General features: G+C 38.8%; 22 protein-coding genes, 1 rRNA gene and 2 other annotated features. All 23 genes read right to left on the reverse strand.

Annotated features, from left to right (window positions below; all coding sequences use genetic code 11):
- Positions 1-57: 57 nt before the first annotated feature.
- Positions 58-3,603, reverse strand: a complete 3,546-nt coding sequence (gene rpoB, locus D8M04_RS18515) for a DNA-directed RNA polymerase subunit beta (RefSeq protein WP_187695469.1) — start codon at positions 3,601-3,603, stop codon at positions 58-60.
- A gap of 389 nt (positions 3,604-3,992) precedes the next feature.
- Positions 3,993-4,595, reverse strand: a complete 603-nt coding sequence (locus D8M04_RS18520) for a class I SAM-dependent methyltransferase (protein WP_121524899.1) — start codon at positions 4,593-4,595, stop codon at positions 3,993-3,995.
- A gap of 156 nt (positions 4,596-4,751) precedes the next feature.
- Positions 4,752-5,117, reverse strand: a complete 366-nt coding sequence (rplL, locus tag D8M04_RS18525; RefSeq protein ID WP_121524900.1) for a 50S ribosomal protein L7/L12 — start codon at positions 5,115-5,117, stop codon at positions 4,752-4,754.
- A gap of 69 nt (positions 5,118-5,186) precedes the next feature.
- A complete protein-coding gene (gene rplJ / locus D8M04_RS18530) occupies positions 5,187-5,687 on the reverse strand; it encodes a 50S ribosomal protein L10 (protein WP_121524901.1) in 501 nt (166 codons plus the stop codon).
- 31 nt (positions 5,688-5,718) lie between these two features.
- Positions 5,719-5,864 (reverse strand) — a sequence feature (ribosomal protein L10 leader region).
- A 68-nt stretch (positions 5,865-5,932) separates the two neighbouring features.
- Entirely contained in the window at positions 5,933-6,625 is a 693-nt protein-coding gene (gene rplA, locus D8M04_RS18535; RefSeq protein WP_121524902.1) for a 50S ribosomal protein L1, read from the reverse strand.
- Positions 6,626-6,793: 168 nt separating this feature from the next.
- Entirely contained in the window at positions 6,794-7,219 is a 426-nt protein-coding gene (gene rplK / locus D8M04_RS18540) for a 50S ribosomal protein L11 (protein WP_147436835.1), read from the reverse strand.
- Between the two features lie 313 nt (positions 7,220-7,532).
- Complete coding sequence (gene nusG, locus D8M04_RS18545) at positions 7,533-8,066, reverse strand: transcription termination/antitermination protein NusG (protein WP_121524904.1); 534 nt, start codon at positions 8,064-8,066, stop codon at positions 7,533-7,535.
- A gap of 172 nt (positions 8,067-8,238) precedes the next feature.
- Complete coding sequence (gene secE, locus D8M04_RS18550; protein WP_246001343.1) at positions 8,239-8,427, reverse strand: preprotein translocase subunit SecE; 189 nt, start codon at positions 8,425-8,427, stop codon at positions 8,239-8,241.
- A 13-nt stretch (positions 8,428-8,440) separates the two neighbouring features.
- Positions 8,441-8,587: a 50S ribosomal protein L33 gene (gene rpmG / locus D8M04_RS18555; RefSeq protein ID WP_121524906.1), complete on the reverse strand. Its 147-nt coding sequence runs from the start codon at positions 8,585-8,587 to the stop codon at positions 8,441-8,443.
- Positions 8,588-8,710: 123 nt separating this feature from the next.
- Positions 8,711-9,343: an RNA polymerase sporulation sigma factor SigH gene (sigH, locus tag D8M04_RS18560; protein ID WP_187695470.1), complete on the reverse strand. Its 633-nt coding sequence runs from the start codon at positions 9,341-9,343 to the stop codon at positions 8,711-8,713.
- 146 nt (positions 9,344-9,489) lie between these two features.
- Positions 9,490-9,999, reverse strand: coding sequence for an NYN domain-containing protein (locus D8M04_RS18565; protein ID WP_121524908.1), 510 nt, complete (start codon positions 9,997-9,999; stop codon positions 9,490-9,492).
- Complete coding sequence (rlmB, locus tag D8M04_RS18570; RefSeq protein ID WP_121524909.1) at positions 9,999-10,745, reverse strand: 23S rRNA (guanosine(2251)-2'-O)-methyltransferase RlmB; 747 nt, start codon at positions 10,743-10,745, stop codon at positions 9,999-10,001. Before rlmB ends, D8M04_RS18565 begins: the two co-directional genes overlap by 1 nt.
- A gap of 1 nt (position 10,746) precedes the next feature.
- Positions 10,747-11,145: a Mini-ribonuclease 3 gene (locus D8M04_RS18575; protein WP_121524910.1), complete on the reverse strand. Its 399-nt coding sequence runs from the start codon at positions 11,143-11,145 to the stop codon at positions 10,747-10,749.
- Between the two features lie 4 nt (positions 11,146-11,149).
- On the reverse strand, positions 11,150-12,553 hold the full coding sequence (cysS, locus tag D8M04_RS18580; RefSeq protein WP_121524911.1) for a cysteine--tRNA ligase: 1,404 nt from the start codon (positions 12,551-12,553) through the stop codon (positions 11,150-11,152).
- Positions 12,543-13,199, reverse strand: a complete 657-nt coding sequence (gene cysE, locus D8M04_RS18585; protein ID WP_121524920.1) for a serine O-acetyltransferase — start codon at positions 13,197-13,199, stop codon at positions 12,543-12,545. Before cysE ends, cysS begins: the two co-directional genes overlap by 11 nt.
- Positions 13,200-13,253: 54 nt before the next feature.
- Positions 13,254-13,472: a binding site (T-box leader), on the reverse strand.
- A 94-nt stretch (positions 13,473-13,566) separates the two neighbouring features.
- Entirely contained in the window at positions 13,567-15,036 is a 1,470-nt protein-coding gene (gene gltX, locus D8M04_RS18590; protein ID WP_121524912.1) for a glutamate--tRNA ligase, read from the reverse strand.
- A gap of 119 nt (positions 15,037-15,155) precedes the next feature.
- Positions 15,156-16,241, reverse strand: a complete 1,086-nt coding sequence (locus D8M04_RS18595; protein WP_121524913.1) for a PIN/TRAM domain-containing protein — start codon at positions 16,239-16,241, stop codon at positions 15,156-15,158.
- Positions 16,242-16,396: 155 nt separating this feature from the next.
- Complete coding sequence (radA, locus tag D8M04_RS18600) at positions 16,397-17,767, reverse strand: DNA repair protein RadA (protein ID WP_121524914.1); 1,371 nt, start codon at positions 17,765-17,767, stop codon at positions 16,397-16,399.
- Between the two features lie 262 nt (positions 17,768-18,029).
- Positions 18,030-20,459, reverse strand: a complete 2,430-nt coding sequence (gene clpC, locus D8M04_RS18605) for an ATP-dependent protease ATP-binding subunit ClpC (RefSeq protein WP_121524915.1) — start codon at positions 20,457-20,459, stop codon at positions 18,030-18,032.
- A gap of 13 nt (positions 20,460-20,472) precedes the next feature.
- Positions 20,473-21,537, reverse strand: a complete 1,065-nt coding sequence (mcsB, locus tag D8M04_RS18610; RefSeq protein WP_121524916.1) for a protein-arginine kinase McsB — start codon at positions 21,535-21,537, stop codon at positions 20,473-20,475.
- Positions 21,534-22,076, reverse strand: coding sequence for a protein-arginine kinase activator protein McsA (mcsA, locus tag D8M04_RS18615; RefSeq protein WP_121524917.1), 543 nt, complete (start codon positions 22,074-22,076; stop codon positions 21,534-21,536). Before mcsA ends, mcsB begins: the two co-directional genes overlap by 4 nt.
- Before the next feature lie 67 nt (positions 22,077-22,143).
- Positions 22,144-22,605, reverse strand: a complete 462-nt coding sequence (locus D8M04_RS18620) for a CtsR family transcriptional regulator (protein WP_121524918.1) — start codon at positions 22,603-22,605, stop codon at positions 22,144-22,146.
- A gap of 302 nt (positions 22,606-22,907) precedes the next feature.
- A 5S ribosomal RNA gene (gene rrf / locus D8M04_RS18625) occupies positions 22,908-23,008 on the reverse strand; the annotation flags it as partial.

The raw sequence follows: 23,008 nt of genomic DNA on the forward strand, positions 1-23,008 counted from the left end.
CCCTTATAATGTGCGTTTTTAGAAGAATGGCCTTCCCAAGACCATTCTTCTAGTATATTAATTACCTTCTACTTCTAAGTTAAGTTTACTTGCTGAATGTGTATCGTCCTCATCCACTTCACGCAAGTCTATTTCATCTTCATCACTATTTAGCATCTTAACGTCCATTCCAAGAGATTGCAGCTCTTTGATAAGAACTTTAAATGATTCTGGAATTCCAGGTTCAGGTGCATTCTCCCCTTTGACAATTGCTTCATATGTTTTCACTCGACCAACAACGTCATCTGATTTAACAGTTAGAATTTCTTGAAGAGTGTATGCTGCACCATAAGCTTCTAATGCCCATACCTCCATTTCACCAAAACGTTGCCCCCCGAACTGCGCTTTACCACCAAGAGGTTGCTGCGTTACTAGGGAGTATGGTCCAGTTGAACGAGCGTGAAGTTTGTCATCTACCATGTGTGCAAGCTTAATCATATACATGACACCTACAGACACACGGTTATCAAACGGTTCACCTGTACGGCCATCATAAAGAACTGTTTTAGCATCTCTAGCCATACCTGCTTCTTCCAGTGTTTCATAAACATCTTCTTCTGTTGCTCCATCAAATACTGGTGTCGCCACGTGGATACCTAAGAGCCTTGCAGCCATACCCAAATGCAATTCAAATACCTGTCCGATGTTCATACGGGAAGGTACTCCCAGCGGGTTAAGCATGATGTCTACCGGTGTACCATCTGGCAGGAACGGCATATCTTCTTCTGGCATAATCTTAGAGATTACCCCTTTATTACCGTGACGGCCGGCCATCTTATCCCCTTCGTGAATCTTACGTTTTTGTACAATATACGCACGAACAAGCTGATTCACACCTGGTGGCAACTCATCTCCATCTTCACGATTGAAGATTTTAACGTCTAACACTATTCCACCTGCACCATGTGGTACACGTAAAGATGTATCACGGACTTCACGTGCCTTTTCACCGAAGATAGCATGTAAGAGTCTTTCTTCAGCTGATAATTCTGTAACCCCTTTAGGTGTTACCTTCCCTACTAAAATATCACCATCGGTTACTTCTGCACCAATGCGGATAATTCCATTTTCATCAAGGTTTTTCAGTGCTTCTTCCCCAACGTTTGGAATATCTCTCGTAATTTCTTCCGGTCCAAGCTTGGTATCACGAGCTTCTGACTCATATTCCTCAATGTGAATAGAAGTATATACGTCATCTTTCACAAGACGTTCGCTCATGATGATAGCATCCTCATAGTTGTAGCCTTCCCAAGTCATGAATGCAACAAGTACGTTTTGACCTAGCGCCAATTCACCATCCTCCATGGAAGGTCCATCAGCAAGTACTTCACCCTTAGTGACACGATCTCCTTCACTTACAATAGGGCGTTGGTTAATACATGTACCTGCATTCGAACGGATGAATTTCTGTAATTTATAACGATCTACATCGCCCTGTACTTCTTTGCCATCCACTTCCGACACACGACGAACAAGGATTTCTTTAGCTTCAACACGTTCCACAATTCCATCAGACTTACAAATAACAGCCGCACCTGAGTCTTTCCCATCTACATATTCCATACCCGTCCCCACGATTGGAGAGCGTGGCTGCAATAAAGGAACCGCCTGACGTTGCATGTTCGCCCCCATCAAAGCACGGTTAGAGTCATCGTTCTCCAAGAATGGGATACAAGCTGTAGCAGCAGATACAACCTGCTTAGGAGATACGTCCATATAATCAATCTTATCACGGCTTACTACGATGTTTTCTCCTCGGAAACGTGAAATAACTTCCTCATTTTCGAATCTACTATCCTCTGTAAGCGGTGCGTTTGCCTGTGCAACGATAAAATTATCTTCCTCATCCGCAGTCAAATAGTCAATTTGACTTGTAACTATTCCTGTTTCAGGGTCAACTCTGCGATATGGCGTTTCAATAAAGCCAAATTCGTTTACTTTCGCATAACTTGATAACGAGTTAATTAGCCCAATGTTCGGTCCTTCTGGTGTTTCAATTGGGCACATACGTCCATAGTGAGAATAGTGCACGTCACGAACTTCCATTCCTGCACGTTCACGAGTCAAACCACCAGGTCCTAAGGCAGAAAGTCTACGTTTATGTGTAAGCTCTGCTAACGGATTTGTTTGGTCCATAAACTGAGATAATTGAGAGCTTCCAAAGAATTCTTTAATCGATGCTATGACCGGACGAATGTTAATCAGCTGTTGCGGCGTCACACTAGATGTGTCCTGAATAGACATTCTCTCGCGCACTACACGCTCCATTCGTGATAAACCGATACGGAATTGATTCTGCAATAACTCTCCAACAGAGCGTAGTCGGCGATTACCTAAATGGTCAATATCATCTGTATCTCCAACTTGGTATAATAGGTTAAAGAAGTAACTAATAGATGCTAGAATGTCAGCCGGTGTAATGTGCTTAATGGTTTTCTCCACATTGCCATTCCCGATAACATTTAACACTCTTTCTCCACTTGGATCAGTTGGATCAACAATTTTAACGCTTTGTAAAATTATTTCATCCTCAAGCACACCATCATGAGGCTGATATGCCTTGCTGCCAATCGCCTCTTCTGCGCGTTCTAAATATGGGATGATTTTATTTAACAGTTTGCGCTCGAGCTTAGCTCCTCTTTCCGCGAGAACCTCGCCAGTTTCAGGATCCACAATAGGTTCTGCTAAGACTTGATTGAACAAACGATTTTTAATGTTTAACTTTTTATTCATCTTATAGCGGCCAACATGCGCTAAATCATACCTTTTTGGATCAAAGAAACGTGAAACAAGCAGACTTTTTGCATTTTCTACTGTTGGCGGTTCACCAGGACGCAGACGTTCGTATATTTCTATTAAAGCTTTTTCTGTAGTTTCTGTATTATCTTTTTCTAAGGTGTTTTTAAGGTACTCATTTTCACCAAGCAACTCAATAATCTCTTGATCTGTTCCAAAGCCAAGCGCACGAAGCAATACGGTGATTGGTAATTTACGTGTACGGTCGATACGAACATACGCAATATCCTTCGCATCCGTTTCAAATTCCAACCAAGCTCCACGGTTTGGAATAACAGTAGCCGCAATTCCTCTTCTGCCGTTTTTGTCGATCTTATCATTGAAATATACACTTGGAGAACGAACTAACTGAGAAACGATAACACGTTCTGCGCCGTTTATAACAAACGTCCCAGTATCTGTCATTAGTGGGAAATCACCCATAAAGACCTCTTGTTCCTTCACTTCACCTGTTTCATTATTAATCAATCGCACCTTCACGCGTAATGGCGCGTTATAAGTAACGTCTCTTGACTTCGATTCATCGACATCGTATTTTGGTTCACCCAAACTATAGTCCACGAATTCCAAGGAAAGATTCCCTGCAAAGTCCTCGATTGGAGAAATATCCTGGAACATTTCTCGCATACCTTCTTCTAAGAACCAATCATAAGAAGAAGTTTGAATTTCAATTAAATTTGGTAACTCCAATACTTCACTAATACGTGCGTAGCTCCTGCGTTGTCGGTGCCGTCCATATTGAACTAGATGACCTGTCAACTGCTTCACCCCTTAAATGATACGTTTTCGTAGAATGATCTTAAAAAGGTTACATATATTGAAAAACAACAACTAGAAGAAATCTAGTGTGTTTTATACCAAAACAATATATCTAGTGTTACTAAGTAAAATTAACATAGGAATCCATGCATTCTTAATATGTAAGGTTTATTACGTTTAAAACGATTTTAGTAAATAATAGTTTACAGATTTAGTATCTTAACGTTATAATGGGAAAAAGTAGACAAAAGAAATTTATCAAAAAACCATAAATCTCCTCGATTCTACCAGTTTTACCGTTCATCAACGAAATATACCTTTAATATTAACAAGATTCCTCTTGGCATAAAAATCCCATTATTAGCATTTTCCTATCTTACCATAAGAGTTATCTTTGGTCAAACATTTTTCGCTTTTAACACATAATAACCCTTATCTCTTAAAACAACATCCACCTCACCAAAAAAGTCTTCCAATTTCTCTTTAGCCGATGGGGCTCCTTGCTTCTTCTGTATGACTACCCATAATTCTCCATTTGGTACGAGTGCGTCTTTCGCACCCTCAAACATTCCATGAACGACACGCTTTCCAGCTCTGATAGGAGGATTTGTGATTACTGCAGCAAATGATCGGTCCTTAATATTAGAGAATCCATCACTCTGGATCACTTCTACCATATCCAAATTATTTTCCTTTGCATTTTTCCGAGCTAAAGCTACCGCTCTTTCGTTAACATCCACCATGCATATGTTTCTATCAGGATAACTGCCCGCTAACGAAATGCCAATTGGTCCGTACCCGCATCCGAGATCTAATAAATCTCCCTCGACGTCAGGTTCTGTGAAACTTTTAATTAAAATCCTAGATCCATAATCCACTTCGTTTTTAGAAAACACACCAAGATCACTAGTAAAGGTGTATTCTTTATTCCTTAAGGTGTAACTCCAAGTTTTTGGTGAACTTTTTGAATGAGGCTGTTGTGAAAAGTAATGCTCAGTCATTTTATTGGGCACCTACTTTTAATGTTTTATTTTGAAGATAAAAGGAACAAATTACTGTTATCAACAATAAACTATTGCTCCTATATAGAGAAATGTTCTAGTAGCTGAAAAGAGCCCAGCCGAAATTCGACGAGCTCTATCATTAAAAAATCTAGATTATTTAACTTCTACAGTAGCGCCTGCTTCTTCAAGTTTAGCTTTAACTTCTTCAGCTTCTTCTTTAGCAACGCCTTCTTTAATAGCCTTAGGAGCGTTATCTACTAATTCTTTAGCATCTTTAAGTCCTAGACCAGTGATTTCGCGTACAGCTTTAACAACTTTAATCTTAGAAGCTCCAGCACTTTCAAGTACTACATCAAATTCAGTTTGCTCTGCAGCAGCGTCTCCACCTGCAGCTCCACCTGCAACTGCAACTGGTGCAGCAGCTGTTACTCCAAATTCTTCTTCGATTGCTTTAACTAAATCATTTAATTCTAAAACTGACATTTCTTTAATTGCTGAAATCATTTCTTCTTTAGTCATGATTATATTTCCTCCTAATAGTTAATTATTTTTTAATTTATTTATTACATCACGAGCGTAGCTTTTAACTTACGCGCCTTGTTCTTCTTTTTGTTCTGCAACTGCTTTTGTAACATAAGCAAAGTTGCGGATAGGTGCTTGTAGTACGCTAAGCAGCATAGAAACCATACCTTCGTAGTTTGGTAGATCTGCCAATTCCTTGATTTGCTCCATTGTAGCTACTTTACCTTCGATTACTCCACCTTTAAGTTCCAAAGCTTCATGATCTTTCGCAAAGTTTTTCAAGATTCTAGCAGGTGCTACAGTATCTTCTGCACTAAAAGCAATTGCCGTTGGTCCAACTAACGTATCGTTTAAGTCAGCTAGTTCAGCAGCTTCTGCAGCACGGCGTGTCATTGTGTTTTTATACACTTTGAATTCCACACCCGCTTCACGCAATTCCTTACGTAATGCTGTTACCTCACTAACGTCAAGTCCACGATAGTCAACTACAACACTTGATTTACTGTTACGGAATTTATCCGTAATTTCTTCAACTAGTTGTTTTTTCTTTTCGATGATACTAGACATTATTCCACCTCCTAATAGATTTTTTATACCGTATCCGATTAAAAAAGCTCCCATGTAGACACGGGAGCTTTATATACAAACGACAGAATAACATTTAGATCTGTTTGTTTATAAACACCTCGGTAGGCTGATTAAGCTTGTCGCCCCTACTGTCTACGGTACAATATATTGTTTTAACAACAAGATGTATTATATCTAGTTATTACGCAAATGTCAATAGATGTTAAACAAACAAAAATAACCAATTAACGGAAGTTCGCTACATCCACTTTAATTCCAGGTCCCATTGTTGAAGCAATGGATACATTCTTCATGTATACACCTTTTGCAGCTTGTGGTTTTACTTTCACGATTTGTTCAATAATCGCTGTTAAGTTATCCACTAACTTCTCATCTTCGAATGAGATTTTACCAACTGGAACATGAATGTTTGAAGATTTATCTACACGATATTCTACTTTACCAGCTTTAATCTCTTTAATTGCTTTTTCAACATCAAATGTAACTGTTCCGGTTTTAGGGTTTGGCATTAAACCTTTAGGTCCTAATACACGTCCTAGTTTACCAACTTCAGCCATCATGTCTGGAGTTGCAACAATCACATCAAAATCGAACCAACCTTGGTTGATCTTGTTGATGAATTCAGAATCACCTACATAATCCGCTCCAGCTGCTTCAGCTTCTTTTGCCTTTTCGCCTTTTGCGAATACTAATACACGTTGTGTTTTACCAGTACCGTGCGGAAGTACCATAGCACCGCGGATTTGTTGATCTGCTTTCTTAGGATCTACTCCTAGACGGAATGCAACTTCTACAGTTTCATCAAAGTTTGCTTTTGCTGTTTGTTTAACAAGCTCAACAGCTTCTTTTACTTCATAAGTTTTATTTCTATCAACAAGCTTTGCAGCTTCTTGAAATTTTTTACCTCTTTTAGCCATTCTATATTTCCTCCTCTATTGTGGTTATAACGGTAGTACCTCCCACTTATAAAAGCAAATAGCTTTTATAAATCAGTGATGAACAGCGTCATCACACTTCACGAAAAAGGTTGCGAAAGAGTCGCAACCCATTACCGTATTTAAATAAATTAAAACCGAGTTCAAGAATTAGTCTTCAATGACAATTCCCATACTTCTAGCAGTACCTTCAACCATACGCATAGCTGATTCAACATTAGCTGCGTTTAAGTCTGGCATTTTTGATTCTGCAATCTCTCTAACTTTATCGCGTTTGAGTGTAGCGACCTTATTACTGTTTGGCTCACCTGAACCTGATTCAATACCAGCTGCTTTTTTCAATAGTACAGCTGCAGGTGGAGTTTTAGTAATAAATGTAAATGAACGGTCTTCAAATACCGTAATTTCTACTGGAATAATCAATCCCGCTTGTTCTTGTGTACGCGCGTTAAATTCTTTACAGAATCCCATGATATTAACACCTGCTTGACCTAGCGCCGGTCCTACCGGTGGTGCTGGGTTAGCTTTACCAGCTGGGATTTGTAATTTAACTACTTTAATTACTTTTTTAGCCACGTGACACACCTCCTTAAGTCCGTGATGTGGTAATAGGGTAATACCCTCCCACTCATTTTAAAAGCTCATAAGAGCATGAATAACATAGGAATTTTATCATGAAAGTGAAAATAATGCAAGGCCTTGTCAAATTTTTATCGCAGGCCAACTTACTGTAAGGCCCTTGACGAGAAGAATTCGAGCATCAAACAAGAATTGTAAGTGAGGGACTGACAGTCGGCAGGGATGGAAAGAAGCCCCCACTTTGTGCAGTTTCACTTTATCACGTTTTAATTTGAGCTATTACGCTCAGCCTTACCCAGCTCCCATGGAGTTAAATCTTTTCTACCTGTGAGAAATCCAACTCAACCGGAGTTTCACGTCCAAACATATTAACATGCACTTTTAGTTTTTGCTTATCAATATCGATCTGTTCTATCGTTCCAGTAAAGTCAGAAAATGGACCTTCTTTTACTCTTACATTCTCTTTCACTTCAAAGTCAACTTCAACACGCGGCGCCTCGACACCCATACGTTTCAACAGAGTATCCACCTCGTCGGGTAATAACGGAGTAGGTTTAGAACCATGCCCGCTTGAACCCACGAACCCTGTCACACCTGGTGTATTGCGCACGACATACCAAGAGTCATCTGTCATAATCATCTCTGTTAATACATAACCAGGGAAAAACTTTTTCTTAACTACCTTTTTCTTCCCGTTTTTAATTTCTGTTTCCTCTTCTTCTGGTACAATGACGCGGAAAATCTTATCTTCCATCCCCATTGTTTCTACACGTTTCTCTAAATTCATTCTTACTTTGTTCTCATAACCGGAGTACGTGTGTACAACATACCATTTTTTCTCCATTCAAGCAGGACAATGCGCTTGCCCTTCCCTCCCTTTCATAACAATATAATAACCATTTATTATAGAATAATTTTTTGCAATTTAAAAAACCCGTTTATAAAGCGGGTTTTGCTAAAAAGAGTAATATTCATAAACATTATAGCATAATCATAACATAATTATTCAAAAACAATTATAAGAAGTTTAATCCAAATGAAATAATCGAGTCAACTATCATAAAGAAGATTGCCATAAATACAACAGATGTAATAACAATAATTGTATAATTTGTTAACTCTTTTCCTTTTGGCCAACTAACCTTTTTCATTTCTTTTGAAACATTTTTCAAGAACTTAAACAAGGTTGTACCCCCCAACTCCATCTAAATACACTAACTACTTTGTTTCGCGATGCAATGTATGTTTCCCACATGTTTTACAATATTTCCGTACTTCTAAACGAGTTGAATTTGTGGATACATTTTTGTTTGTTGAATAGTTTCTACTGGAACAAACCGCACACGCTAAGGTTACTTTATTCATCTTCACCATGTCCCCCTTTATCAGAGGTTATCCAAATATAATGTAGCATGCCTTTACTTATTATGTCAACGCTCTAAAAACACTGATACCTCTGTTTTACAATACGGAGTGTAGGGAGTTATGTTAGTATTTCATTTCTTTCGCTTCCATTAACTGTTCTAATTTCCGTTTCACTCGTTGTAAGGCGTTATCAATTGATTTGACATGGCGTTTTAATTCTACAGAGATTTCTTGGTACGTGCGACCATCTATATAGAGTCTTAGCACTTGCTTTTCTAATTCACTTAATAGCTCTGAAAGCTTAAGCTCCATGTCGCTCATTTTTTCTCGATTAACGAGCAGTTCCTGCGGGTCAGCCACTTGTGTGCCGGCAATCACATCTAGCAGCGTCCGATCTGACTCTTCATCATATATCGGCTTATCTAAAGACACGTATGAATTCAAAGGGATATGTTTCTGCCTCGTAGCGGTTTTTATCGCTGTGATAATTTGCCTAGTAATACACAGTTCTGCAAACGCTTTAAATGAAGACAGCTTGTCCCCGTCATAATCTCTTATCGCCTTATAAAGTCCAATCATCCCTTCTTGAATGATATCCTCTTTATCAGCCCCGATTAAGAAATAAGTCCTTGCCTTCGCTCTTACAAAGTTTCTGTACTTATTAATTAAGTAATCAAGGGCATGACTGCTTCCTTGATGAATAAGATTTATGATCTCTTCATCATCAAGCTGCTCTATATTGTATTTATCGTCCATGTTAGTTTGCTCGATACTCAAGATGATAACCTCCAAGCTTGCAGTCACTTTAGGAAATATTATACAGGACAGGTTCAGATACCGTCAATATACCGTGTGGCTACTTTTATGAAAAATAATGAAAAAAAATACTTTTTTGACAAATGTTACATCTCTCCACGTCTCATTCGCTCAAACTTTTCAAGTATCTCTTTATCTAAATGTATTTTGGATTGTGGCTTCATCTCTTTGTGTGTTTGAATGTTCTCTTTTATTTGACGTTCAATATCCTGTAACTCCAGGTATAACTCTCTAGCAGACTTCCTTAGCGCACCTTGGCCAAAGATCGTGCGTTGTTCGGCATAATCTGATGTAGCTACATACACTTGTGTTTTTACGTTCTTCAGTTTTTTTACAAGTTTTTCAATACATTCATCTGCCGTTTCTTTCTCCTTGGTATAAATGATTTCAACTTTAGAGGCTTTTAACTTGCTCTCCATTCCCCTTACATAATAAGCATCGAAAACAATAATCACGCGATGGCCGGAATAAGCTTGATACTCAGCCATTAACTCAATTAGGCGATCGCGTGCTTGCCCAATATCTATTTCCCTTAATTTCTCAAGCTCATTCCATGCTCCTATCATATTGTATCCATCGACAACCACAATGACCATTATGAATCACCCAGAGGATACCTTTTTCGAAATACTTCATAAAGAAGTAAACTGCAAGCTACTGATGCGTTTAGAGAAGAAACCTTTCCTTTCATAGGAAGACTTACCGTCCAATCGCACTTTTTCCTTACTAACCGGCTCATTCCCTTCCCTTCATTCCCGATTACAAGTGCTATAGGCAGGGTCCCATCCAGTTGGCGATAATCTTCTGTTGCTTCTGCTTCTGTTCCTACAATCCATACATTTCTTTCCTTCAACTCATCTATCGTGTTGGCGATATTGGTTACTCTTGTTACCGGGATATGCTCCATAGCGCCCGCTGCAGTCTTGGCCACTGTCGCAGTGAGTCCCACCGATCTTCGCTTCGGTATGATAACTCCATGGGCTCCTGTTGCATCAGCGGTACGTAAGATAGAACCCAAATTATGTGGATCCTCCAACTCGTCCAATATGATAAAAAACGGATCTTCTTGCTTCTGTTCGGCGTGCTCAAACAACTCATCTAGTGATGCGTATTGATAGGATGCAACATAAGCAATGACACCTTGGTGATTCTCTGAAGTCATTTGATCTAATTTATTTCGTGGCACCTTCTGCAGAATGGTACCTGCTTCTCTCGCTAATTGCCCAAGCTTTCCTAGTGAATTCGGATTTAATTGTTCAGAAACCAATACCTTATTTACGGAACGACCAGATTTTAATGCCTCTATAACAGGGTTCTTTCCAATAATCATTTCTTGATCCACTTTATTCACTCCTTCCTTCTATAAAGTTTACAGCTTTCCTTAAAAGTTCTTCCAATCTATCCTCATTTTCATCTAAATAATGATAGCCTATTAACGCCTCAAAGGCTGTAGAATACCTATAAGTTTGTACGGAGATGTTCTTAGGAGTAGAACCAGACTTGGCATTTCTTCCGCGAGCAACTACTTTTGCTTCCTCGTCTGATAAAATTCCTATATCTAGCCAATGCAGGATTACCTTTGCCTGAGCTTTTCCAGAAACAAAGGTAATCGCGGATTGATGCAGATTATTTGGTTTAACTTGACCACTCTTTAGTAAATGTTCCCTGACATAAACCTCATAAATAGCATCCCCCATATAGGCAAGACTTAAGCTTTTCATCTGTTTTACATCTAATTTCATCCATCTAGCCTCTTTTCCAACGCACACCTTGTGGGGTATCTTCTAAAATAATCCCACGGTCCTTTAACATATCTCTTATCTCATCTGCGCGGGCAAAGTTTCGATTCTTTCTAGCTTCATTTCTTTCTTCGATTAATTCCTCAATTTCTTCATCCAATAACTTCGCTTCTTTATCCTCTGTCATTTCAATACCAAGGACTTCAAGCATGGTGGAAAATGCTTTTTGAAAAGCATTGATCACCTCGATTGAGGTTTGATCTAACTGCAGGTAGACGTTTGTTTCTTTTGTTAATTCAAACAAGACAGATATTGCATTAGCAGTATTAAAATCATCATCCATTTCAGCTTCAAACTGCTTCTTAAATCGATGGATTTTTTCTAACCAATCCTTTTGATCGACTAAGTTCAAACTGGATGCCTTCCGATGTTCTAAGTTAAAGTAGGCTGTTTTAATACGATCAAAGCTATTTTCAGCATTCTCAAGTAATTCCTCTGTAAAATTAATAGGATTTCTATAGTGCACACTTAACATAAAGAAACGAATCACTTTCGGATTGTGCCTCTCAAGCAACTCTCTAGTGAGTACGAAATTGCCAAGTGATTTGGACATTTTTTCATTATTTATATTAATATACCCATTATGCATCCAATAGTTAGCAAAAGTTTTTTCATTTTTTGCTTCGGACTGTGCAATTTCATTTTCATGATGCGGGAAGGTTAAGTCTTGCCCGCCGGCATGAATATCTATCGTATCGCCTAAATATTTCTTTGCCATTGCAGAGCATTCGATATGCCAGCCAGGGCGGCCTTTACCCCAAGGTGAGCTCCAGGAAATTTCACCTTCTTTAGCCTGCTTCCATAAAGCAAAATCTAGTGGATCATCCTTTTTCTCTCCGATTTGAATTCTTGCACCAGACCTGAGCTCATCAATGGATTGATGTGATAATTTACCATATCCATCAAATGCTCGTGGTTTAAAATAAACATCGCCATCGACCTCATATGCAAAACCCTTTTCAATAAGATCATCGATAAAAGCTATAATATCTTCCATTGTTTCCATTACACGTGGGTTGTGCGTTGCCTTCTTCACTCCTAGAGCCCCGACATCCTCTAAATATGCTTGAATATATTTATTGGCAATGGAAGATACTTCTTCTCCTGACTCATTTGCAGTTCTGATAATCTTATCATCCACATCTGTAAAATTTAATACGTAATTAACATCAAAACCCTTGTACTCTAGATATCTGCGCACGGTATCAAAGACAATTGCAGGGCGAGCATTTCCAATGTGAATATAATTATACACAGTTGGACCACATACATACATGCGCACTTTCCCTTCTTCTATAGGAACAAAGTCATTTTTCTCTCGAGTAAGGCTATTATAAATTTTAATTGACATTTGAGTGGCTCCTTTCTTTCTCTCTTTCAAGTTCTGATTTTAATTTGTCTATTTCTGCTTGCATTTGTTTTAGTTTATCTGCAACGGGATCTGGAAGATTATGATGATCAAGATCCCTTCTAACCTTTACCCCATCTTGTATGACAATTCTCCCTGGCACCCCAACTACTGTACAATTATCCGGTACATCCTTTACTACTACAGCACCCCCGCCTACCTTAGAATTCTCCCCAATTGTAATCGAGCCTAATACTTTAGCTCCCGTAGAAATAAGGGCATTATCTTTAATAGTAGGATGGCGCTTCCCCTTCTCTTTTCCTGTTCCGCCAAGTGTGACCCCTTGAAATATCGTAACGTTATCTCCAATCTCACACGTTTCTCCAATAACAACTCCCATTCCATGGTCGATAAAGAACCTTCTTCCTATCTTGGCGCCAGGATGGATTTCAATTCCTGTGAAAAAACGACTGATTTGGGAAATAACCCTGGCAATAAAAAATAATTTCTTTCTAAAAAAAACATGTGCAATGCGATGTGCCCAAATTGCATGCAATCCTGAATAGGTGAGAAACACTTCAACGTACGTTCTGGCTGCTGGGTCTTGTTCGAATACAACATCCATATCCTCTTTCATTCGTTTCAAGATCTTCAACTTTCTTGCCCTCCTCCCGAATAATAAAAAAACGTCTCTGTGCATATACACAGAGACGTTTCTAACGCGGTCCCACTCTGTTTGGAGAATAAAAGACTCCCAACTTTGCTCTCATAACGGTAGAGGACCGCTGCTATGTACTAATTACTTTCCATAACAGACTCCAAGGGGCACTTCAGAAACGGTGCTAAAAATCACTCGCAGCCAAGTGGTGATTCTCTCTGAGTTAGCAGAGCGTTTCTTACTTTCCCTTATCAACGTTCAGTTTATTTTTAAGAAGTCCAAAAAAGCCGGTAAAACTCTCTTTTGAACACTGACTATTTGTATTTACTATATTATACGCGAGCTAAAATGTGAATCTTTACGCTCCAATATCTTTTAAAATTTTATCTAGGCGTTTTATTACCATTTCTTTTCCTAACAGCTCTATAGCCATTGGAAGCTCGGGACCATGCATTTGACCAGTTGTCGCAACACGGATTGGCATAAACAGCTTCTTACCGCGATGACCAGTTTCCTTTTGAGTTGCTTTGATTTGTGCCTTGATAGAATCCTTATTGAATTCATCTAAATGGATTAACTTGTCAGTAAACACTTGTAGTACTTCTGGCGCCTGCTCTTCAGCCAAAACTTCTTTCGATGCTGCGTCCAATTCAATATGGTCCTTAAAGAATAGCTCTGTTAATTCAACAATTTCTTGACCATAACGCAGTTGCTCATGATAAAGAGTAATCACTTTCTCCGCCCAATCACGAGTTCTCTCATCCATATTCTGATCTAATCGGCCAGCCTCAATCAAATATGGCAATGCCAGCTCAATCACTTTATTTACATCCGTACGTTTGATATATTCATTGTTCATCCATTTCAACTTTTGTTGATCAAAGATGGCTGCAGATGTAGACAAACGCTCTGGGTCAAAAATCTCAATCAATGTCTGTTTATCAAAAATTTCTTCTTCCCCAACTGGTGACCATCCTAATAGCGAAATAAAGTTAAATAATGCTTCAGGCAAGTAACCTAAATTCTTATACTGCTCAATAAATTGAACAATATGGTTATCACGTTTACTTAACTTCTTACGGTCTTCATTCAGGATTAATGTCATGTGACCAAATTGTGGTGGCTCCCAGCCAAATGCTTCATAAATCATCATTTGCTTTGGTGTATTTGAAATATGCTCTTCCCCACGTAATACGTGCGTGATTTCCATTAAGTGGTCATCAATTGCAACTGCGAAGTTATATGTCGGTATACCATTTTTCTTCACAATCACCCAGTCGCCGAAATCATTCGATTCAAACGTGATCTCTCCACGTACCATATCCTGGAATTTATAAGTTTTTCCTTCAGGTATTCGGATACGTATCGCTGGTTCACGTCCTTCTGCTTCAAACGCTGCAATTTGTTCAGAAGTTAAATCACGATGTGCACCAGAGTATTTTGGAACTTGTCCATTTGCGCGTTGTTCTTCACGCTCGGCTTCTAGCTCATCTTCTGTCATATAGCATTTATAAGCAAGTCCTCTTTCCAGTAATTCATCAACGTATTTTTGATATATATCAAGGCGCTCTGTTTGGCGATAAGGGCCATATTCTCCTCCGATATCTGCTCCCTCATCCCATTCAATTCCTAACCATTTAAGAAATTTATTCTGGCTTTCTTCTCCACCTTCAACATTACGCTTGTCGTCCGTATCCTCAACACGAACAATAAATTCTCCATTAAAATGCTTTGCATATAAATAATTAAAAAGTGCCGTACGCGCGTTTCCAATATGTAGGTGTCCAGTTGGGCTTGGAGCGTAACGTACACGAACAGTTTTAGACATGTTGTTTCCCCTTTCATCTTATTTAGGTTCAAAACCGTAAACATGAGCCTTCTATGAGAAAAAGTGATAACATACCTTGTTATCACTTTTTAACTCTATCCTTATAAGTTATACCCTTTTTATAATGCTTTTTCAAGTAATTTTGGTTTAGCAAAAATCATCCTGCCAGCGGATGTCTGTAAAACACTCGTGATAAGAACCTCAATGGTTTGCCCAATATAGTCTTTACCTTCTTCTACTACAATCATTGTACCGTCGTCTAAATAGGCAACCCCTTGGTTATGCTCTTTTCCGTCTTTAATCACTTGTACAACAAGTTCTTCACCTGGTAATACAACAGGTTTCACAGCATTCGCCAGATCGTTAATATTTAGGACGCTGACTCCTTGCAGGTCACATACTTTATTTAGATTAAAATCATTTGTAACAATGATTCCTTCAATCACCTTTGCAAGTTTAATCAGTTTACTATCCACTTCATGGATCTCTTCAAAATCACCTTCGTAGATTTCTACTTTAACAGGTAACTCCTTTTGAATACGGTTCAATACATCAAGCCCGCGTCTTCCACGATTTCGCTTTAATGCATCAGATGAGTCGGCAATATGCTGAAGCTCTCCAAGAACAAATTGAGGGATTACAATCGTACCCTCCAGGAAGTTTGTTTGACAAATATCCGCAATTCTTCCATCGATAATAACACTTGTATCTAGTATCTTTGCTTTTGGTTTAATAACTTCTCCTTCTTCACTAGCACGAGATTTATCTTTCTTACTCGACTTTAATAAGTTTATAAACTCATCTCTGCGCTTGAAGCCTAGCAAAAATCCAAAGTAGCCTAATAAGACCATAATAAAGAGCGGCAATACTTGAGATACTAATTCAATATTAATATCCTGTAATGGGATGTTAATGAAGTAGGCAATAACTAATCCAAGAATTAAACCCAAACTACCAAATAACAAATCTACTGCTGGTATTTTGAAAAGTGAATCCTCTACCCACTTTAAAAAATCTACAATATATCCTGCTAACCAGTAGGAAATTAATAAGAAAATAATAGCACCTAAAACCATGCCTAAATATGGAGAAGTTATCCAACTAACGCTAGCCACATTTAATAGTTCAATTATATCTGGTACATAAATATAGCCGATCGTACCTCCAAGAATAACAAAAAATACATTCACAATAATCTTTAACATGATTTCACCTCCTGAAATTATTATTGCCTTTAATACAAGAAATAATCACTTATAATTGCAAGAAGCCTATAATAACAACTAAATCATAGCACAGCTTTATTAAACATTCAATTTTGAAAAGTTTTAATTTTATAATAAAATAGGCTTAGTTATATTTACTGTTCCATACTAATCGCTAATGCTTCTTGAACAGATTGGACGCCAATTACCTCGATGTTTTTCGGTAAAGTCCACCCATCGAGATTATTTTTAGGGCAGATTACTCGTTTAAATCCAAGCTTTGCCGCTTCTTGTACACGCTGTTCAATCCGCGAAATACGGCGAATTTCGCCTGTTAAACCTACTTCCCCTATAAATATATCTTCTGGTTTAGTTGGCTTGTCACGAAAACTGGAGGCAATACTAACCGCGACGCCTAAGTCAATAGCTGGTTCATCCAGCTTTACTCCACCAGCAACCTTAATGTAAGCATCTTGGTTTTGAAGCATGAGTCCGACTCGCTTCTCCAGTACCGCCATTAATAATGAAATTCGATTATGATCAACACCGGTCGCCATTCGTCTGGGATTTCCAAAACTGGATGGCGATATTAGTGCTTGTATTTCTACTAAGACTGGACGAGTACCCTCCATGGAAGCTACTACAGTCGACCCAGCTGCTCCTTCTGAGCGTTCCTCTAAGAAAATTTCAGAAGGGTTCATTACTTCACGTAGTCCCTCTTCTTTCATTTCGAATATTCCCATCTCGTTTGTAGATCCAAATCGATTTTTAACTCCACGTAATATTCGATATGTATGGTGCCTTTCTCCTTCAAAATATAAAACAGCATCCACCATATGCTCTAATAATCGCGGTCCAGCAATCGCTCCTTCTTTGGTTACATGGCCCACGATAAAAATTGGAATGTGATTGGTCTTTGCAATACGCATGAGTTCTCCTGTACATTCACGCACCTGTGATACACTTCCGGGAGCACTTGATACCTCTTCTTTATATATCGTTTGAATCGAATCAATTACTACAAAAGCGGGTCTTAGTTCTTCAATTTGTGCAGTTATATCAAATAAATTGGTTTCTGATAGGACATATAACATGTCTGCATTTATTCCTAACCGATCCGCGCGAAGCTTGGTCTGCCTAGTAGATTCTTCTCCAGATATATACAGTACCGGCATTTCCTTTTCAGCTAATTGAGCAGAAACTTGTAGTAGCAATGTTGATTTACCTATACCCGGGTCTCCACCAACCAAAACAAGCGATCCAGGTACTATTCCTCCTCCAAGCACTCGATTTAACTCTCTCAAGGAGGTTGCAATCCTTGGTTCTTCGACAGATTCAATACCCGATATTCTCTCTGGCTTACTGCCTGCCTTGGTAATACCCTTAAAGTGGGAATTTCTGCTGTTTGTTGCTTCTATTTCTTCTACTAGTGTATTCCAGTTATTACATCCTGGGCATTTGCCCATCCATTTTGCAGATTCATATCCACATTCTTGACATACAAATTTTGTTTTACGCTTGGCCAAATTACTCGATCCTTTCTTATCTATTGTACCGTATTTTACATACTTGTAGGTTACAGGCATCTATCAATTATGGCGGGCACTTTCCATATTTTTGCCACAAAGTAACTCCTTATTTGAAGAAAAGCTAGAAGATTCATCCATCTTCTAGCTTTTCTTTTGATAGATAGGAAAGAATAATACCCCCCTATCCCTCAGATTGCAACTATGACATTCACCCAAAGGCTAAGGCGAACACCAAGTTTTCGATATATGAACGGTTTTTTTAAGAAAGAATAATAAAGTCGCCTTTATTATTTAATCCAATTTTTACTTTATTGCCTTTTTCAATCGTTCCTTTCAATAGTTCCTCTGAAAGTAAATCCTCAATATTTTTCTGTATGGATCTGCGTAATGGACGGGCCCCATATTCTGGGTCAAATCCTTCTGAAGCAATCTTTTCAATTGCCTTATCTGTTAATGAAAAGTCGATCTCAAGATCTTTTAAGCGGCGTTGTAACTCTTTTACCATGAGCGTTACAATATCCTTCATATGCTTCTTCTCTAGGGAATGGAAGACAATGGTTTCATCAATACGGTTTAAAAATTCTGGACGGAATGCCTTTTTCAATGCTTCCATCACTTTAGATTTCATATCCTTATAGTCCTGCCCCTCGTCTCCTAGGGAGAATCCAACATATTTATTTCGTTTTAATTCACTTGCTCCAACGTTTGATGTCATAATAATAATGGTATTACGGAAGTCTACTAGCCGTCCTTTAGAATCTGTCAATCTTCCGTCTTCTAATACTTGAAGTAAAATGTTAAATACTTCCGGATGTGCCTTTTCAATTTCATCAAGAAGAACAACAGAGTATGGCTTTCTCCGCACTTTCTCAGTTAGTTGCCCTCCTTCTTCATATCCCACATAACCAGGAGGCGAACCAACAAGTCGAGATGTCGCATGCCGTTCCATATACTCGGACATGTCGATACGAATCATTGCATCCTCATCTGCAAACATAACTTCTGCAAGTGCACGAGCTAGTTCTGTCTTCCCTACACCAGTTGGTCCTAAGAAAATAAATGAGCCGATTGGGCGTTTTGGATCCTTTAATCCAGCACGTGCTCTTCGAATAGCCTTCGAAATGGCATTTACAGCTTCTTCTTGACCTATAACACGGTTGTGTAGTGTTTCCTCCATATTAAGCAAGCGGTTAGTCTCATCTTTCGTTAATTTGGATACAGGAACACCGGTCCAATTAGAAACAACACTTGCTATATCCTCAACCGTCACTTCTGAGTCAGTCTGACCTTGTTTTTCTTTCCATTCACGCTTTGTTTTCTCTAATTCTTCACGATAACGCTGTTCGGAATCTCGTAAAGAAGCAGCTTTCTCAAATTCTTGGCTTTGTACAGCTGCGTCCTTTTCCTTTCTTACTTCTTCCAGTTTTTGCTCCAGCTCTTTGAGATTTGGTGGAACGGTATAAGAATTTAAACGAACTTTAGAACCAGCTTCATCGATTAAATCAATTGCTTTATCTGGCAAGAAACGGTCTGTTATATAGCGATCAGATAAAGTTGCAGCTGCTTCAATTGCCTCATCCGTAATCGTTACACGATGGTGAGCCTCATATCTATCTCTAAGCCCATTTAGAATTTGGATTGTTTCTTCTACAGTAGGTTGGTCTACTTGGATTGGCTGGAAACGACGCTCTAGTGCAGCATCTTTCTCAATATACTTACGATACTCGTCAAGCGTAGTTGCTCCTACACATTGCAATTCTCCTCGAGCAAGGGATGGCTTAAGTATATTAGAAGCATCGATAGCCCCTTCTGCACCACCTGCACCGATTAAGGTATGTAATTCATCGATGAAAAGAATGATATTTCCCGCTTGGCGTATTTCTTCCATTACCTTTTTAAGGCGGTCTTCAAATTCACCACGATATTTAGTTCCAGCTACTACTGTACCCATATCAAGCGTCATGACACGTTTATCTCTTAACGTTTCGGGAACTTCATTATCTACTATTTGCTGAGCTAGACCTTCAGCCACAGCGGTCTTCCCTACTCCTGGCTCACCAATTAACACAGGATTATTTTTCGTTCTTCTGCTTAGGACTTGAATAACACGTTGAATTTCTTTGGAACGTCCAATAACAGGGTCAATTTTCCCATCTCTAGCACTTTGAGTTAAATCCCTTGCTAAAGAATCGAGTGTCGGAGTATTAGCACTGGACTGCTGTCCGCCTCTACCTTGTCGGCCAGCTTGTGATTCATTGCTGCCTAACAGCTGCAGTACTTGTTGTCTTGCTTTATTTAAGCTCACACCAAGGTTATTTAATACACGTGCAGCTACACCCTCTCCTTCTCGAATCAATCCAAGTAGAATATGCTCTGTTCCTACATAAGAATGGCCAAGCTTACGAGCTTCATCTTGTGAAAGCTCCACTACTTTCTTAGCACGTGGCGTATAATGAATTGACTGCATTGGCTGTTTTCCAACACCTATTAACTTTTCTACTTCTTCTTGTATTTTAGATACTTCTAACCCTAGTGATTGTAATGCCTTAGCAGCAATACCTTCACCTTCGCGTACTAGTCCAAGAAGAATGTGTTCTGTACCAATATTATTATGTCCTAGACGTACTGCTTCTTCTTGTGATAATGCCAGCACCTTTTGCGCTCTTTCTGTAAATCGTCCAAACATCATAATTGCTTCCCTCCTATTTGCCCAATTGTAATCGTTCGCGAATGAGTGATGACCTTAATACATCGCGCTCATTTGTTGACAATGTTTTCTTAGCATAATGTTGTAGGAATCCTGGTTGAATTAGCACCATTAATTCATTTAGTATATTTCTAGATGTATTCTCTATAATACCTAAGTCTATTCCTAATCGCACGTTAGATATGCAACTGGATGCCTCTTTTGATTCTATAATTCGACTATAGGCCAAAGTACCATAGGAACGGTATACGCGATCTTCCAATGCAATACCGGACTCTTTCATGATAAGACTGCGGGCATTACGTTCAAGTTCCACTAGCTGATTTACTACACTTTCTAAATCATCCACAATATCCTCTTCTGATTTACCGAGTGTAATCTGATTGGATATTTGAAAAACATTACCCAGCGCTTCACTGCCTTCTCCATATATACCTCTAACAACCAATCCCAGTTGACTAATGGCAGGCATCATTCGGTTAATTTGCCTTGTCATTACTAAGGCAGGAATGTGCATCATAACGGAAGCTCGCATTCCTGTTCCCACATTGGTAGGACAAGTCGTCAGATAACCTTTATCCTCGTCATAAGCATAGGTAATCTTCTCTTCCAGCCAATCATCTACACGAAAGGCATTATCAAGTGCCAGGCGGAGCTGCTGTCCTGGGAAATATAGTTGAATACGAATATGATCTTCTTCATTTATCATGATCGATACTTGTTCATTCTCCGAAATCAATACGGCTGATTCTTGTGTGTGTTTGGTTAGATGTGGACTTATTAAGTGCTTCTCTACTAAAACCTTTTTCTCTATAGCACTTAAATCACGAATCGGTATAAATTCAAAGTTTTTGTAGTTTCCTAAAGAGGTATGTGTAAAATTATCTTGAAAAAAGCCCTTTACTTTCTCCAGCTTTTCTTCTTCTGCAAATAAAGGATAAGGCGTATTAGCTAAGTTTCTTGCAAGGCGGATTCTGCTGCTGAGTATAATATCACTATCTGGTCCATCTTCACGCATCCATGGACTGATTGCTTCGTCCATAAAGTGTTCTAATGTCATGAATGATCACCGCCCTCTGGCTGCTGTAGTTCCTTCTCTAACGCTTTAATCTTATCTCTAACCTTTGCAGCTTCTTCAAAAGCCTCCGTCTCAATTAAATGCTGTAATTCTTTCTTTAATGTATTTAATTGTTTTTTCGCTTGCAGGTCAACACCCGTGCGTTTTGGAATTTTCCCTGAATGCTTTGTATTTCCTGCATGTACTCGTTTAAGGATTGGATCCAATTTACTTGAGAATGCATCATAACAGTGCGCGCATCCGAATTTCCCAACTTGCTTAAACTGTGTAAAAGTCATCCCACATGCTGGGCATTTCAGTTCTTTTACTTGTTGTTGAAAAGCTGGATTATCTATATTGGATGTATCAATATTAAATATTCCCGCTAGTAGGTTATGAAGAGAATATCCTTCCTCAGGGTAACTTACATACCCTTTCTCTTTTGCACACACTTCACATACACGAATCTCATGTTTTTTCCCGTTTACAATCTGTGTAAAATGAAGCGTAGCCGGACGCTCATGGCATTCTTGACATTCCATAGCAATTCCCCCTTTGGCTACGTACTCGTACTTTTTAAAATAATTCCCTTACTGTTGCTTATTTAAACTAATAATACTTTAATTTAGATAGCATAGCAGTTAAAACTCGGGCTCGTATCTCGTCTCTGAGCGGTAAATTAAATGCTAGTGTGGTTCGATCAATTGCACCTAACATTATTTTCTCTTCACGATCTGTTATAATTTTTTCTTCCAGCAGCCGAGCAATTACATCGACTGCCCCCCTTTGAGATACGGCGGGGTTTATCATTTTAATGATTTCGTCTATAAGTTCTGACTTGTCCTTATGTCTTACCCTCATAATGCGAATATACCCACCACCTCCACGTTTACTTTCTACGATATATCCTTTCTCTAAAGTAAACCGTGTGTTAATAACGTAATTAATCTGGGAGGGGACGCATTGAAATTGATCTGCAATTTCACTTCGCTTAATCTCGATTTCATTCTTGCCTTTTGACTGCAGAACCTGCTTTAAATACTGTTCAATGACATCCGATATGTTACTCATCCTACCATCTCCTCTAACCTGTTGTACTTCGGAGTCTATCGTTTATCATCACTTTTTGACTTTGACTATCTTTGACTATACTATCATTATACTCAATTACTTTGGAGATGCAAATATCTTTTTATCATTTTAGACAAAAATAAATGAAACAAAACCCTTTATCTATTATTATATGCCTATTCTTTTATTTATTTCTCCTTTGTTAATTGTTAGGTCATCTCTGCAAATATTGAATACTGTTCGTGCTAAAATTGCCCAAATAAAAACAGGATACAATTTGATTTGTATCCTGTCTTCTCGTTGCCTGGCGGTGTCCTACTCTCGCAGGGAAAACCCAACTACCATCGGCGCTGGAGAGCTTAACTTCTGTGTTCGGTATGGGAACAGGTGTGGCCTCTCCGCC

It is taken from the genome of Oceanobacillus piezotolerans (assembly GCF_003665065.1).
GTDB classification, from domain to species: domain Bacteria; phylum Bacillota; class Bacilli; order Bacillales; family Amphibacillaceae; genus Oceanobacillus; species Oceanobacillus piezotolerans.

What these genes read in the sequence shown, in the direction of transcription:
- D8M04_RS18520 (WP_121524899.1), bottom strand. Translation starts at nt 4,595, where the DNA reads ATGACTGAGCATTACTTTTCACAACAGCCTCATTCAAAAAGTTCACCA.
- rplL (WP_121524900.1), bottom strand. Translation starts at nt 5,117, where the DNA reads ATGACTAAAGAAGAAATGATTTCAGCAATTAAAGAAATGTCAGTTTTA.
- rplJ (WP_121524901.1), bottom strand. Translation starts at nt 5,687, where the DNA reads ATGTCTAGTATCATCGAAAAGAAAAAACAACTAGTTGAAGAAATTACG.
- rplA (WP_121524902.1), bottom strand. Translation starts at nt 6,625, where the DNA reads ATGGCTAAAAGAGGTAAAAAATTTCAAGAAGCTGCAAAGCTTGTTGAT.
- nusG (WP_121524904.1), bottom strand. Translation starts at nt 8,066, where the DNA reads ATGGAGAAAAAATGGTATGTTGTACACACGTACTCCGGTTATGAGAAC.
- secE (WP_246001343.1), bottom strand. Translation starts at nt 8,427, where the DNA reads ATGGAGTTGGGGGGTACAACCTTGTTTAAGTTCTTGAAAAATGTTTCA.
- rpmG (WP_121524906.1), bottom strand. Translation starts at nt 8,587, where the DNA reads ATGAATAAAGTAACCTTAGCGTGTGCGGTTTGTTCCAGTAGAAACTAT.
- sigH (WP_187695470.1), bottom strand. Translation starts at nt 9,343, where the DNA reads ATGGACGATAAATACAATATAGAGCAGCTTGATGATGAAGAGATCATA.
- D8M04_RS18565 (WP_121524908.1), bottom strand. Translation starts at nt 9,999, where the DNA reads ATGGTCATTGTGGTTGTCGATGGATACAATATGATAGGAGCATGGAAT.
- D8M04_RS18575 (WP_121524910.1), bottom strand. Translation starts at nt 11,145, where the DNA reads ATGAAATTAGATGTAAAACAGATGAAAAGCTTAAGTCTTGCCTATATG.
- cysS (WP_121524911.1), bottom strand. Translation starts at nt 12,553, where the DNA reads ATGTCAATTAAAATTTATAATAGCCTTACTCGAGAGAAAAATGACTTT.
- gltX (WP_121524912.1), bottom strand. Translation starts at nt 15,036, where the DNA reads ATGTCTAAAACTGTTCGTGTACGTTACGCTCCAAGCCCAACTGGACAC.
- D8M04_RS18595 (WP_121524913.1), bottom strand. Translation starts at nt 16,241, where the DNA reads ATGTTAAAGATTATTGTGAATGTATTTTTTGTTATTCTTGGAGGTACG.
- clpC (WP_121524915.1), bottom strand. Translation starts at nt 20,459, where the DNA reads ATGATGTTTGGACGATTTACAGAAAGAGCGCAAAAGGTGCTGGCATTA.
- mcsB (WP_121524916.1), bottom strand. Translation starts at nt 21,537, where the DNA reads ATGACATTAGAACACTTTATGGACGAAGCAATCAGTCCATGGATGCGT.
- mcsA (WP_121524917.1), bottom strand. Translation starts at nt 22,076, where the DNA reads ATGGAATGTCAAGAATGCCATGAGCGTCCGGCTACGCTTCATTTTACA.
- D8M04_RS18620 (WP_121524918.1), bottom strand. Translation starts at nt 22,605, where the DNA reads ATGAGTAACATATCGGATGTCATTGAACAGTATTTAAAGCAGGTTCTG.